At 70.3% G+C, this 14,212-nt stretch carries 12 protein-coding genes; all 12 read left to right on the top strand.

Going from position 1 to position 14,212, the window contains the following annotated elements:
- Window positions 1-30: 30 nt before the first annotated feature.
- The 12 genes from HUT18_RS11585 (at window position 31) to HUT18_RS11530 (ending at window position 14,200) form a co-directional block, all read left to right on the top strand.
- The gene (locus HUT18_RS11585; RefSeq protein WP_176100167.1) at window positions 31-369 is read left to right on the top strand and encodes a DUF1360 domain-containing protein; all 339 of its coding nucleotides are present in this window, start codon (window positions 31-33) and stop codon (window positions 367-369) included.
- Window positions 369-2,105 carry a hypothetical protein gene (locus HUT18_RS11580; protein WP_176100165.1) on the top strand — a complete coding sequence of 579 codons (1,737 nt, stop codon included), beginning with the start codon at window positions 369-371 and terminating at the stop codon, window positions 2,103-2,105. The genes HUT18_RS11585 and HUT18_RS11580 overlap by 1 nt, the downstream gene beginning before the upstream one ends.
- Before the next feature lie 74 nt (window positions 2,106-2,179).
- Window positions 2,180-2,341: a hypothetical protein gene (locus tag HUT18_RS11575; protein ID WP_176100163.1), complete on the top strand. Its 162-nt coding sequence runs from the start codon at window positions 2,180-2,182 to the stop codon at window positions 2,339-2,341.
- Window positions 2,334-6,122, top strand: a complete 3,789-nt coding sequence (locus HUT18_RS11570) for a phage minor head protein (protein ID WP_176100161.1) — start codon at window positions 2,334-2,336, stop codon at window positions 6,120-6,122. The genes HUT18_RS11575 and HUT18_RS11570 overlap by 8 nt, the downstream gene beginning before the upstream one ends.
- Entirely contained in the window at window positions 6,122-6,349 is a 228-nt protein-coding gene (locus HUT18_RS11565) for a hypothetical protein (protein ID WP_176100160.1), read from the top strand. The genes HUT18_RS11570 and HUT18_RS11565 overlap by 1 nt, the downstream gene beginning before the upstream one ends.
- Before the next feature lie 147 nt (window positions 6,350-6,496).
- Entirely contained in the window at window positions 6,497-8,131 is a 1,635-nt protein-coding gene (locus HUT18_RS11560) for a major capsid protein (RefSeq protein ID WP_176100158.1), read from the top strand.
- Window positions 8,132-8,209: 78 nt separating this feature from the next.
- Window positions 8,210-9,073: a cupin gene (locus tag HUT18_RS11555; protein WP_176100157.1), complete on the top strand. Its 864-nt coding sequence runs from the start codon at window positions 8,210-8,212 to the stop codon at window positions 9,071-9,073.
- A gap of 15 nt (window positions 9,074-9,088) precedes the next feature.
- Window positions 9,089-9,592, top strand: coding sequence for a hypothetical protein (locus HUT18_RS11550; RefSeq protein WP_176100155.1), 504 nt, complete (start codon window positions 9,089-9,091; stop codon window positions 9,590-9,592).
- A 161-nt stretch (window positions 9,593-9,753) separates the two neighbouring features.
- The gene (locus tag HUT18_RS11545) at window positions 9,754-11,802 is read left to right on the top strand and encodes a glycosyltransferase family 4 protein (protein ID WP_176100153.1); all 2,049 of its coding nucleotides are present in this window, start codon (window positions 9,754-9,756) and stop codon (window positions 11,800-11,802) included.
- A gap of 160 nt (window positions 11,803-11,962) precedes the next feature.
- Window positions 11,963-12,652 carry a hypothetical protein gene (locus tag HUT18_RS11540; RefSeq protein ID WP_368661519.1) on the top strand — a complete coding sequence of 230 codons (690 nt, stop codon included), beginning with the start codon at window positions 11,963-11,965 and terminating at the stop codon, window positions 12,650-12,652.
- Between the two features lie 7 nt (window positions 12,653-12,659).
- Complete coding sequence (locus tag HUT18_RS11535; protein WP_176100149.1) at window positions 12,660-13,373, top strand: hypothetical protein; 714 nt, start codon at window positions 12,660-12,662, stop codon at window positions 13,371-13,373.
- Complete coding sequence (locus HUT18_RS11530) at window positions 13,373-14,200, top strand: hypothetical protein (RefSeq protein ID WP_176100147.1); 828 nt, start codon at window positions 13,373-13,375, stop codon at window positions 14,198-14,200. Before HUT18_RS11535 ends, HUT18_RS11530 begins: the two co-directional genes overlap by 1 nt.
- Window positions 14,201-14,212 lie beyond the last annotated feature (12 nt).

Below are 14,212 nucleotides of genomic sequence, written 5' to 3'. Positions count from 1 at the left end.
GCCCGGATGATCTCCGCATAGGGGGCGGCAGTGCTCCAACTCCCCGAACTCGCCCTCCTGGCCCTGGCCGGGTACCGCGGCACGCAGCTCGCGGTCCATGACACGATCCTCGATCCGCTTCGTGACCGGATCTTCGCCTGGCACGAGGCCCAGCCCGAAGCCAAGGTGCGCGCGTTCGTCGTGACGCTGATCTCCTGCGTCTACTGCATGGGTTGGTGGATCTCTGGCGCGCTCCTCGCGACCTGGCTGCTGGTGAACGACGCCTGGCCGGACGCCCCGGTCCTCGTGCACGGCGTCGAGTGGCTGGCCGTCGCCGGAGCCGCCGTCCTCCTCAACCGCTGGGACGACGAGCGGAAGGCTGACGGCTGATGCCGCGTAAGGAGATCGTCGCCGCCGCATCCCGCTACACCTCCAGGAAGATCCGAGGGAAAGGCTCCGGCGACCAGTCATGGCAGCACCGCGCCTACGACATGTACCACCAGGTCCCCGAAGTGCGGTTCGCCGCCTCGTGGATCGGCAACGCCATGTCCGGCGCCCGCCTCTACGCGGGCAGGCGGGACGATGACGGCTCGATCGACCCGGCCCCGGCCGGCCACCGCGCAGCCGAGATCGTCGACCAGATCGCCGGAGGCGCCGACGGACAGGCCAAGATGCTCGGTCAGTTCGGGAAACACCTGACCGTGCCCGGCGAGGGCTGGATCGTCATTCGCCCCAACGCCGAAGTCCTCTCGCCGTACGCGCCGGAAGACGGCCACGACTGGCGTGTCCTGTCCGTACGCGAGGTCCGCCAGCAGCAAGGCAAGCTCACAGCGGAGATCGACGGCGAAGACGTCCCGATCCCCGAGGGCGACCCCGACACGATGGACCCCGACGGGCCGGTGGCGCTCCGCGTGTGGGAGCCGGACCCCGAGCGGTCCATCGACGCCGACAGCCCGGTCAGGTCGTCGCTGGAGCTTCTGGAGGAACTGCTCCTCCTCAACGCCGCTGTGAAGGCCATCGCCCGCAGCAGGATCACCGGCCGGGGACTGCTCCTCGTCCCCAAGGGCACACGGTTCCCGTCGTCACAGCAGCAGGGATCAGGCGAGGACGACCTGATCGAGATTTTCATGACGATCGCCGAAACCGCGATCCGCGACCCCGAGAGCGCCGCCGCGACGGTGCCGATCGTGCTGGAGCTGCCGCCGGACACCATCGCCGAGTTCAAGCACATCACCTTCGAGTCGCAGTTTGACGAACTCGCGCTCAAGCTGCGGGAAGAGGCCGTGCGACGCTTCGCGACCGGCCTTGAGATCCCCGCCGAGATCCTGCTCGGACTCGGCGACGTGAACCACTGGGGCGCCTGGGCACTCACCTCCGAGGCGATCCGCCTGGGCATCGAACCGAAGCTGCGGACGGTCTCCTACGCCCTCACGCAGCAGTGGCTCCGCCCCATTCTCGAATCCGAAGGCGATCCGGATTGGCACCGCTGGCTCGTCTGGTACGACACCAGCCCACTCCGCGTCCGTACGAACAGGTCGGAGACCGCGTTGCAGGTCTTCGACCGACGCGCTATCTCCGCCGACGCCCTCCGCCGCGAGACCGGCTTCGACGACAGCGACGCCCCCACCGAAGCCGAGCAGCAGACCAACAACGACGACCAGGACGAGAACGCCGACGACACCGAGGAGGCGCCCGGCGGGCCCGACTTGCCCGTCGACGAGACGGAGGCAGAGCCGGACACCCTGCCCGCCTCGGCCACGGTTGGCGCCAGTGACGGGCTCCTCGCCGCCGCGGACGGTCTGATCTGGTGCGCGCTGACCGCCGCCGGGGAGAAGCTGCGGAAGACGCCCGCCTGCCCCCGCAGTGAGCGCGCGAAGGCCCGCGACGTCGACTCAGCCCGCCTGCACACGCTGCTCCCGGTCGAGCCCACGCAGGTCGAACAGTGGCGGCTCCTCGATGGCGCCTGGTCCCGCGCCCCCGAGATCGCCATCCGCTACGGCCTCGACGTCGAGTGCCTGACCGCGTCGCTCGACAACTACGCCCGGGAGCTGATCGCGGCCGGCATCGAGCACGAATACCGGCTGGTGTCGACCGTCCTCACCTCGTGTGTCGGCGGCGCCCAGTGACCGGGCCCCGCGGCCCTCAGCTGCCGCTACAGGCCCCAACCGGCGGGGACTTGTCCCTGCACGCCGGAACTTTGGTGACGGGCTGGTGCGCGGACTGCAAGGCGTGGACGCAGATCACCACACCGCTGCTGCTGCTCAGCCCCGGCGGTGTCGCCACCGTCGGCATCTGGACGTGGTGCGAAATCTGCGACGACCCCGACAGCCCGCTACCGGTGAGGAGGATCAACCGTGCCTGACCGCAACGCGCAACTCGACGCCGCAGAGCGCGACTTCGCCAAGGCGGTGGCCGCCGCACTCACTGCGACCGCCGACGAGTTCGCCGACGCCCTCGCTGACGCCACCGAACTTGTCGCCGCACGGTTCTCCGTCGGCCGCATCGCCCGCATGTGGCACAGCCACGTGACCGGCCTCGTGCGGCGCCTGCTGAGGCTCGCCGAAACCGCTGCCACCGCGGCAGCCGAAGATGCCGACGCCGAACTCCCCGACGGCTGGGACGATCTGCCCGGCCGGTACGACAACGGCACCCTGCCCGACGGGCTTGGCCAGTACGCCGAGACGACCGAGCACCTGCTGCGCGCCGTCGGCGACCGCCTGGCCGACGCCACCCGCCGCGAACTCGCCGCAGGGCTCGACGCCGGGGAGACCATCGACCAGCTCCGCGCCCGCCTCCGCGACGCCTTCGCCCGCGACCGTGCGCAGCTCGGTCCCGGCCGAGAACACCGCGTCGCTGCGACCGAAGCGACCCGCGCCTGGAACACCGCGACGCTGGAAGCCGCCCGCGCCACCACCGGCCCGGGCCGGGCACTGGTCAAGCAGTGGATCACCCGGAACAACGTCCGCGTACGCGACTCCCACGATCAGGTGGACGGGCAACTCCGCCTCCTCGATGAGACGTTCACCGTCGGCGGCGTACAGATGCAGGCCCCCGGCGACCCGACTGCCCCGGCTTCCCTTGTCGTGAACTGCCGATGCCGCCTCGGTATCGCCCCCGAGCAGCAGACAGCCGCCTTGGAATCTCAAGGCGCCTCACCGGCCGGAGTTTCAATCCCAAGGGAGAACCGCGTGATGCCAGACGTGACCGCCGCCGCCGGGGCGCAGACGGGCGCCATGATCGCCCTGGTACCGACCGAAGAGGACGCCGAACGTCTCGCGCTCGCCGCACCCGGCGCCGAACCCGCCCGCGAGCTGCACCTGACGCTGGTCTATCTGGGCGAGGCCGCCGACTGGGACGAGGAGCACCGCTCCGACCTCGTCGACCGGCTCCGCTCCATCAGCGCCGACCTGGAAGCCTTCGCAGGGCGGGCATTCGGCGCGAACCAGTGGAACGCGGATGGCGACGACCCCTGTTGGGTGTGGTCCGTCGGCGACGACCGGGAAGTGGACGGCCCTGGCCTCGACGCCGCCCGGCAGGCCGCGTCGTACGCCCTGGAGGGCATGCACCGGCAGCCCGAGCTGCCCGCCCAGCACTCGCCGTGGCAGCCCCACGTGTGCGCTGCCTACTCGCGCAGCCCCGCCCTGCTGTCGGCGATGAACGAACGCCTCGGCCCGGTCCGCTTCGACCGCTTGCGCGTCGCCTTCGCTGGAGAGCACACCGACATCCCACTCGACCAGGACAAGGAGGACCCCATGGACGACCAAGAGACCGGGCAGGGCCCCGCGGCGCGCCCCTGGTCCACACCCGATGACACCGCCCTCGCCTTCGAAAACCAGCAGACCGGCGACGGCCGCGTGTTCCGTCCCAACAGCCTGTACTGGGACGGCGCGGGGCCGTGGCCGCTCCAGCACGCCGACGAGATGCTGATGGGCCACGAAGGCGCCGAGCTGGCCGGGTCCATCCAGACCATCGGCCGAGACGGCGACCGCATCACCGGAACCGGCGTCATCTACCCGGGGCGACCGGCCGGTGCCGACGCCCTGATGTTGCTCGAAGAGAAGGCACCACTGGGCGTCTCGGTCGACCTCGACGATGTCTCGGTGGAGTTCGTCGACAACAGCAGTGAACGAGTCGACGAGCCAGACGACGAGGTCGTGCTGTTCGCCGCGTCGCTGCCGTCCGCGTCGTTCCTCCGCCTCGACGACGGGTCGTGGTCGATCACCGCGACGGCGACCGCCCAGTGGACCGCCTCCGGTGCCGCGCTCTCCCGCACTGCGACTGGCACGCAGCTGATCACTGGCCGCAACGGTCGGGTACCGGCGGCCGCAGTACGGGCTGCGCTCGGCCCGGCAGGCATCCTCACCGCCGGGGCTGGTGACCCGGACAGCCCGGACGGGGTTGTCCTGCACTCCGAGCACAGCGGAGATCTGCTGCTGCGGGTGACCCGGGCGCGGCTGCGTGGCGCGACCCTCGTCGCGATGCCCGCGTACGCCCAGGCTCGCATCGTCCTCGACGACCTACCGGCCGAAGCACCGGCCGACGACGGCGAGTACGCGCTGGCCGCCGGGTCCGGGCCGTCTGCGGCGCACCTGCGGATCGTGAACTACGTGAAGGCAGCCCCTGTGCCGGTCGGTGCGCGCGAGGTCGCTAAGGCACTCGGTATCCGCATGGAGACCGCGCGCGGGCACCTCGCGCGGGCGGTGAAGGCGGGGCGGCTCGTGCGTCTGGCGCGCGGCCTGTATATCGGCCCCGCCAACGAGGGCGCCGAGCTGGCCGCGTCGGTGTCCGGTGACCTCGAACTGCCGGTGCACGCCGACCCTGACCGGAAGTGGGACGGCCCCGCCGCGCAGAAGGCGATCCTGGCGTGGGCGACCGACGGAGACGAGGTCGACGCCGACAAGCTCGCCTCGGGGTTCCTGTACCGCGACGACGACGCCGACCCGGCGACGGCAGCCGCGTACAAGCTGCCGTTCGCCGATGTCGTCGACGACCACCTGGAGGTCATCCCGGCAGGGGTGTACGCGATCGCTGCTGTGCTCCAGGGCGGCCGGGGCGGTGTTGACCTGCCTGAGGACGACCGCGAGGCCGTACGCGGCCGAGTCGAGACGCTGTACGAGCGGATCGCGAAGGCGTACGACGACCCGTCGATCGTGCCGCCGTGGATCGGTGACGACGGCGACGGCAACGGCGACAACGGCGACGAGGCGATGGCGTCGATTAGCGAGCTGGAGGCGTCGGCCTGGTCCGCGATGCGTGAGGCCGATCCGATGCCCGCCGCCTGGTTCCGTGAGCCCACCGCCGAGGAACTGCCCCCTGGTTCGGGTGGGGTGCACTACGCGAACGGGCGGGTCTACGGCTGGGTCGCGCAGGCCGGTGAGCCGCACGCCGGGTACCCCGGGAAGAACCTGACGATCGAGTCTCTGGGACGCATCGACACGACGCATTTCCTGCGGGCCAGGTTCAAGCTCGACAACGGCAGGATGGTCAAGGCCGGGGCGTTCACCATGAACGCTCCGCATCACAGGGACGGGGCCGAATGCGAGTCGGCTGCCTGCCAGTTCGACGACACCCGAACCGTCGCCGCGATCATCACGGTCGGCATGAACAGCAGGGGCATGTGGTTCAGCGGCGCCGCCGCCCCCTGGCTGTCCGAGTGGGATCGGAACGTGTTTGCGGCGTGCCAGCCGAGCTACCACATGAAGCAGCGCGGCGGCCGGTGGCAGCTCCGTGCCGTGCTGTCCGTGCCCGTCCCCGGCCACTCCTCGCCACTGCTCGCAACCGCGGTCGCCGAGCGCTCGAACCTTGCCCTCGCGGCGTCGGCCGCCGCCGCTGTCCTGGACACCTCGGACACCGTTCCGGACATGTCCGCACGCACGACTCCTGGCATCGCCGGGCAGCGTCCGGACACCGGCCCGGACATGTCCGGGCACCGCCCGGCGGCGAGCGGCGACGTTGACCAGGTCGCCAGGTCACTGCTGTCCAGCGTCCCGTTCGTCGACGCGCTCCTGACCGCGATGGACCGCCGCCAGGAGCAGCGCGAGGAAGCCGCCCGCGACGAGGCGGCCCGGCTCGCCGCATCTGTTATCGCCCCGGCCCGCGAGGAGATCGCCGCCGGGCACGTCGAGAAGGAAGGAGCCGTCTGATGCCCTGTGCCTGCAAGGGGAAGCGCGAACAGTTCGAGGTTGTCACCGAGGCCGGGAAGGTCGTGTTCACTTCCGGGTCACAGCCGACCGCGAACGCAGTATCGAAGCGCTACAAAGGCTCGTCCGTGAGGCCGAAGGCCAAGCCGGGCGACAGCACCACCAGCGCCTCGGCGAACACCACCGCCAGGACGACGAGCACGACGACGAAGACCGTCAACCGCGCCTGACAGCGCGGCTTGACACATGCCCGAGCAGCGTGAACGGTTCGGGCTAAACTGATGCGGGGCGGCCGTCCGGCCATTGCCGGGCCGCCCCGCAAAGCCGCTGGTTCTGGGCCGGGCACTCCACGAAGCGACACCGGAGGCCCGGCTTTCATGGCTGAGTTCGAGATCCCCGAAGACGTCACCGCACTGTCGGACGACGAGCTGAACGAAGCGCTTGAGGGCGCCGTGGCAGCGTTCGACGCCAAGTCGCAGTCCACCAGCGTCACGACCAAGGACCTTGAGTCCCTTCGGTCCCTCGCCACGACGGTCGACGGTATCCGCACCGAGCAGGCCGCACGCCGAAAGGCGGCCGAGAAGGCCGCTGCGGAGATCGACTCGCTCGCCGCGCAGGTGAGGGGCGGCGATGCTCAGCCCGAGGAGCCCGCCGACGAGGAGCCCGCCGACGACACCGCCACCGCGGCGGCCGAGCCGGAGCCCGAGCCGGAGCAGGTGAAGACGGTCAGCGCCGCCATCGCGCAGCGGCCGGCCCTGAACCTGTCCGGTGTGCGGCGCCGCCAGCCGCGCGTACTGCCCGAACCCCCCGCGCCGACCACCAGCATCACCGCGGCGGTCGACGTGCCCGGCTACACTCCGGGCGCCGCGCTCGACTTCGGCGACATCACCGCCGGGATCATCTCTCGCGCCAACGCGCTCAAGACCGCCGGTGGAGGCGTCGGGCAGGTCATCTCCTACCGGCACCCGTACACCCACGACTTGATCGTCACGGACTCCAGCAGCGCGCCGGAGGGCACCACCGTGGCCATCCAGGCGGCGAACCAGCGGCGACTGCCGCAGCAGGACCTCATCGCGTCCGGCGGCTGGTGCGCGCCCTCCGAGACGGTTTACGACCTGCTCGATGTGGCGTGCCCTGACATGCTGTGGGACGCCCCCGAGATCCAGCTCGCCCGTGGTGGACTGCGCTACTACAAGACCCCGAGCCTCGACGTCGCCTCGATGACGTGGATCCACACTGAAGCCGACGACATCTCCGGCGCGACGAAGCCCTGCTTCAAGATCCCTTGCCCGGACCCGGTCGAGGTCCGATGTGACGCCGTCGGCGTGTGCCTTGAGGCGGGCATCCTGACGCAGCGCCACTTCCCGGAGCTGGTCGCCTGGTACCTCAGGAACACCATGGTCGCGCACGAGATCAGGATCAGGCAGGCCCTGTTCCAGCAGGCGCTCGCCGGCGCAACGCCCGTCGCCCTCCCGCCGACGATGGGCGCCCTGTCCGCCGTGTACGCAGCGGTCGCCCTCCAGGCCGCCGACATGATCGAGCGTCACAGCCTGTGCGAGAGCACGGCCATCGAGGTCGTGTTCCCGTGGTGGTCCCGGAACCTCTTCCTGGCCGACCTCGCACGCCGCAACGGCGTGACGACCGATCAGGTCGATCCGCAGATGGTGCAGGACATGTTCACGCCGCTCGGCGTGATGGTGCAGTGGGCCCGCGGCCTCACCCCGGCCGTCCCCGCCGACATCGGCGGGCCGGCCGCCGCTGTGGAATGGCCGGACGAGGTCACGTTCCTCATGTACCCCTCCGGTCAGCTCCAGATCGGCCGTGGCGAAGAGGTCAACCTCGGCGTCGTCCACGACAGCACGAAGTTCTCCACGAACGACTACACCGCACTTTTCGCAGAGGAATGCGTCGCCCTCGTGGATCGCTCAGTGGACACCCGCGCCGTCACCGTGCCCGTCTGCCCGACCGGTGAGACCGGAGCACAGTCGCTCATGGTCTGCGACGCCTCCTGACGTCCAGCACCCAGACCGCGGTGGGCCGGTGCTTCGGGTGGCGCCGGCCCACCGCCCCATACCGAAGGAGCTGAGCACGTGGCCGCAGGACTGCGGAAGCAGGTCGAAGCGATCGACGGGACGCCCTTGCCACACGGCATCCTCACCACCCCGTGTACGGACGTGCGTGACGTCGCTGACGAGCACGAGCTGCTCGGGGTCGAGTGGCTGGCGCTCGGCTGCTGCCCCGTCCGGTCCTGGACGGACCCGTGCCTGGACGAGTCGCCAGGAGACGAGTCACCAGGCGATGAATCGCCGGGGGACGAGTCTCCGGGCTCCAAGCAGTTCTGCCGCCCCGAGACCGAGTACGCCGAGCCGATCACGCTGTACGCGGGTGCCGAGTGCTCGACGATCGGCTGGTCGTACGAAGAGGCCCGCGAACACGCCGAAGCGACTCTTGCCCTCGGTGAACAGAAGGCGCTTGAGGCCGCGTTCTGGCGGAGGAAGCTGACCCGCTACGCCATCGACCTCACACCCGACGGCGGGCCGCTGACCGTCTCTCAGGGCGTCGCCGCGCTGGAGGGCTGCCTCGCGGAGTCGTACGGCGGTGTCGGCGTCATCCACATCCCGGCCTCGGCCGCCGCCTTGCTCGGCTGTTGCGACCTCGCGCTTGAGAACCCGGCGACGGGCGCACTGAGCACGCTGGCTGGCAACTGCGTGGTGATCGGCGCCGGTTACTCGGCGGAGAACACCGGGCCCGGCGGAACCCCCGCCGACCCAGGTACGGCTTGGCTCTACATCACCGGCCCGCTCGTCATCCGCCGCGGCCCGTCCGTGACTACCCCCGACCGGCCCGGCCCGTCCGTGAACATCCGCACGAACGACCGCCGCGTGCTGATCGAGCGCACCTTCGTCGTCGGTACGACGTGCACCGTGTGCGCGGTCAACGTCCAGATCCGCTGAGGAGAGCTTGCCGAGATGATTCACGTGCGCCCTGCGCCCGAGCAGCGGCAGCCGCTCGCGGCGTGGGCGGTCGCCCAGAGCCCGAAGGTCCGCACGGCCGGGCCCAACACCTTCGCGGTCCCCGCCCGCCTGTTCCCCGACATGCCCGAATCCGTACTCATCGGCGCCGAGGTCGACGGCTACCGATACAGGCCAGTGAGCGAGGACGACGCCGCCGGTGCTCCACCGCCCTCCGACCTGCTCGGCGTGGCCACCGCCGAGGGCCTGGCCGAGCACGCAGCCGAACAGCACACGGCCGAACCGGAGCCACCCCACGTCATCGCTGCACCCGCCGGATGCGCTGCCCCGGCGCCGCTGCCCACCGAGCCGCCGTCCGACGTTATCGCCGCTCTGCCCAGCCCAAGGCCGGCACCTCTACCCACCCAGGGCAGCGGCTTTCCCTGCGACCGATGCAGCCGCCGGTTCGCCACCAAGCGGGGCCGTAACACCCACCATCGACAGAAGCACTCGGAGGGCTGACCACCACCCCGTGTAGCTCCGGTCGCGCGATCGGCATCCTGTACGCCGCCCCAGACGTCAACCCACAGCACGACGACGTAGCGGCCCCTTGTCCCCGTCTGCGGCCTGGTTTCCGAGGGCCGGGCCGCAGACGGCCCCGTACACCCCCCAATGGACAGGTGATGAACGACCGTCAGACTCTGCGGCGCCGAACCCACCGCATGCGGGTGCTGGTACTCCTGCCCTCCTGGAGCCCGCTACCGGCCGCAGGCGCGTTCATCACCACCCGCGAGTACGCACTCGGACTCGCCGCCGCCGGTCACATCGTGGACGTGGTGACCACGTCGAAGGACAACTGGGAGCCTTACACCGAGGCCGGAGTACGGGTATGGCCTCTGCGGCGGTGGCGGCATGCCGCACGAGTATCAGCCCCGCAGGTGCTTATCTCCCACCACGGGGACCGAAGGGGCGCACGGATCGTCGCCCAAACGCCGGGCGTACCGCACCTGCTGATGGTGCACGGCCTGTCGGACGACCGCGACCTCGGCAGGCCGTCGACGGCCTGGTTCCCCTCACAAGCCTGCCGCGACCACTACCCCGACATCGGTGTCCGGCCGCTCGTACTGCCGCCTCCGATCACTCCGGCCCGGTACCGCACCCAGCCCGGCCGCCTCATCACGGTCAACGGCACAACCGCGGCGAAGGGTGCCGACGTCGTCGCTGCGGTCGCCGAGCGGATGCCCGACCGGCAGTTCCTCGCCGTGCGCACCCCCTGGCACGAGGGAGTACTGCTCCCGGACAACGTCAACGTCATCGACCGTACGGACCCCCGCTCGCTCTACGCCCGAACGCGGCTGCTGCTGATGCCGTCGCAGACAGAGTCATGGGGCCGAGTCGGCGTCGAAGCAATGCTGTCGGGCATCCCGGTCATCGCTGCGCCCCTCCCCGGTATCCGCGAAGCGCTCGGCACCGCGGCCACCTACGTCGACCGCGACGACACCAGCCGCTGGGCGGAGGAGATCCAGCGTCTCGACGCGCCCGACGCCTACACCGCCGCCGCAGCGCGCGCCCGCGAACACACCAACGACCTCGACCCAGCCGCCCGCCTGGCCGCGTTCGAACGGGCCTGCCGCCGTCTCCTCCAGCAGCCCGCGAAGCGGTCCACAACAGCGGTCCGGCACTCCACGGCGGCACCCGCACGTCCGGCACCCGCGAGTACGACGCCCAGACAGCCGGACGTTGTGGCGTGGGTGCACTTCGGCGTGCCGTACCGGCGGGCCGGATCGGAGACGATGCTGCACACGATGATGCGGACACTCCACGACGCCGGTGTGCCCGTACGGGTGCTGTGCTCGGCGATGCCCGAGGCGCCCCCCTCGTGGCACACGGATGGGGTGCCGTACGCCAGCGTCGGTGCGCAGACCGCTGAAGCGTTCATCCGCTCGGCTCGCCCGCACCTGGTCGTCTCCCACCACGACTACGCGACCCGCGCGGTCCACCTGGCCCGCGACATCGGCTCCCGGTCAGTGCTCCTCGCCCACAGCGACTTCGACCTGGTCGCTGAACCCCTGCTGGCTGGCCCTGACTTGTGCGTCTACAACACGCATTGGGTGCAGGCGTCCCTCACTGCCCGGTACCCGCAGATCGACCGCGTGCGCTCTCTCGTCGTACACCCCCCTGTTGTGCCCGCAGAGCACCGCACGCACCGGGCCGGTGATCATGTGGCGCTCGTCAACCTGAACAGGGACAAGGGCGTGGACACCTGGCGTGCCGCCGCCCGGGCGCTGCCTCATCTGCCGTTTCTGGGAGTGACCGGCGCCCACGGTCCGCAAGTCCTCCGCCCCGTACGGAGAAACACGCGGATCATCCCGCAGACGTCCGACATGCGGCGCGACGTCTGGGCCCGCACCCGCGTCCTGCTCGTGCCGAGCATCTACGAGAGTTTCGGCATGGCCGCAGTGGAGGCCCTTGCGTCCGGAATCCCCGTCATCGCCCACCCCACCCCCGGGCTCCGTGAAGCCCTCGGGGACGCGGCGCGGTTCATCGACCGTGCCGACACGGCCCTGTGGGCGGACGCAATCCGCGAGCTATATCCGGACGGCAGCCAGCGCGCGCAGGCTAGCGCCGCAGCGCGCGCCCGGAGCAGGGCCCTTGCCGCGGAGTCCCGTACAGAAATGGCTGTCTGGATGGACGCCGTGCGCGACATTTTGAGCACCACCTGCGCCCGTTGACGTCCTCGACCACAACGCTGCCCGGTCCGAGGCGAACCGGTCGGTAACCCCGTCCTTCCGGCGTCGTCCGATGCGGAGTGCGCGCGGATACACTTCTGGTGTAGCCGCTGGTTGTGGGCCGGGCCGACACGTGTGTTGGAGGCCCGGGATGCCCTGCCCCTTGATCGCTAACGCGGACGTGATCCGTGTGACCCGCGTGGACCGATGCGGTCGACCCGTCTGCGGCGAAGACAACGGCTTCACCTTCGACTGCTTCGCCACCCTCTCGATGAACGCGAACGTCGAGGAAGGCGAAGACGTCGCGTACACCGCGGCGAACGGCCGCCAGTGCGGATTCAAGCGCGGCTGCCCCACGTTCAACGGCTACGACATCGAGCTGAACTTCTTCTCCGTCAGCCCCGAGTTCGTGGAGATCACGACGGGCAACCCCGTGGTGTACGGCTACGACGGGAAGCCGATCGGCTACGACGACTGCTCGGTCCAGTGCAACTCGGGCTTCGCGCTGGAGCTGTGGGCCGAAGTCCTCGGCGAGGATGTGTGCGATCCGGACGCGGCCGGTGACGGCGCCTGGATCTACTTCCTGATGCCGTGGGTAACCAACGGTCAGCTCGGAGACCTGGAGGTTGGCAACGAGGCCGTGTCCCTCGTCCTGAACGGTGCCACGCGGGCCGGGGGCGGCTGGGGAACTGGCCCGTACGACATCATGCCGATCGACGCGGCCGGCACGCCCGGGCCGCTGCTCACGCCACTCGGAGGGGCGTGCCACCGGCGGACATTCGTAACGACCGTGGCCCCGCCTGAGCCGGTGTGCGAGTACACGCCGGTCCTGTGCGACGCCTCTCCGTCCTGAGCCGGCCATGACCACACCCGAGGTCGACATCGTCGTGCCGGTGCGGGTCGGCGCCACCAACGAGCAGTTGCGGTTCGCGCTGCGATCCTGGGCGGCAAATCTCCCGCATCGGCACGTGTGGATCGTCGGCCACAAGCCGACGTGGGTTCGCGGGGTGAAGCACATCCCGACCCGGCAGAACGGCACGAAGTACCAGAACACCACGGCGGCGGTGCGCGCCGCCTGCTCGTCGGGTGACGTCTCCGATGTGTTCCTACTGTGCAACGACGACTTCTTCGTCATGACGCCGCAGCCTGACGGGATGCCAGTGCTGCACCGAGGGCCGGTATCCCGCGTGGAGGCGTACTACGCGAGCCGCGCATCGGGCCGGTACTTGGCCGGACTACGGGAGACCCGCGACCTGCTGGTCTCCCTGGGGCACGAGAACCCGATGTCGTACGAGCTGCATGTGCCGCTGCCGGTCGCGAAGGACCAGATGCTCAAGGCCCTCGACGTCGGTCGGCACTTGACCGTCGTGCACAAGCGGACCCTGTACGGCAACCTCGCCGGGCTCGGCGGGGACGAGATCCGCGACGTGAAGATGCTCAACCGCAGCCCCCGCTTCGACCAAGAGTCGGCGTTCCTGTCGACCATGCCCGACACCTTTGCGCACGGCTACGTCGGCGCCCACATCCGCCGCTCGTTCCCCCGGGCCTGCCGGTACGAAGCCGGAGGCCGCTGATGCTCTCCACTGCGCCGTGTGACCCCTGGCCGGTCGACCTGTCGTGCTGCGACCTGCCCGACGACACCCAGACAGAAGTGATCGAACGGTGGACGAAAGTCGCCACCATCATGCTGTGGCGCCTGTCCGGCATGCGCTGGGGACCTTCCTGCCCCGTCTCGGTGCGACCGTGCCGCCGGTCATGCCTGGACGACTACGCCTTCGGCATTCGCTGGAACTCGTACGGGCCGTGGGTGCCGTACAAAGGCGTCGACGGGCAATGGCGCAACGCGTCCGTGTGCGGCTGCTCGTCGGGCTGCTCGTGCGGGGAACTGTGCGAGGTGTACCTGCCCGGCCCCGTCTACGACATCGTCAGCGTCGACATCGACGGCGAGGTACTGGCCCGGCCCGACCCCGACAACGACGTGATCGGCGGCTACCGAGTGGACGCGCCGGGGATGCTCGTACGCACCGACGGCGAGTGCTGGCCCTCTTGCCAGGACATGGCCGCGCCGCCCAGCACCCCGGGGACGTTCACGGTGACGTACCGGACCGGGCTGCCGCTCGACGAGGCCGCCATCGCCGCCGTCTCCGAGCTGACGTGCCACTACATCAAGGGCTGCGGCGGCGGCTCCTGTGGCTGCAAGGGCAACAAGAACGTCTCCCGCCTGAACCGGCAGGGCTTCGAGATGGAGTTCGCCGACCCGACGGTCATCTACAGCGAGGGCCGCACCGGGCTGCCCATGGCCGACGCGTGGCTCGCAGCCGTGAACCCCGGCCGGCTCGCCTCCGCAAGTCGCGTGTACTCGCCGGACTTTCGGCGCCCTCGCGTGACGACCTGGCCGTGACGAGGAGGCCCC

This window comes from Streptomyces sp. NA04227, from assembly GCF_013364195.1.
GTDB lineage: Bacteria > Actinomycetota > Actinomycetes > Streptomycetales > Streptomycetaceae > Streptomyces.
Note: the sequence above shows the minus strand (reverse complement) of the source record. Positions and strands in the feature narration are given on the sequence as shown.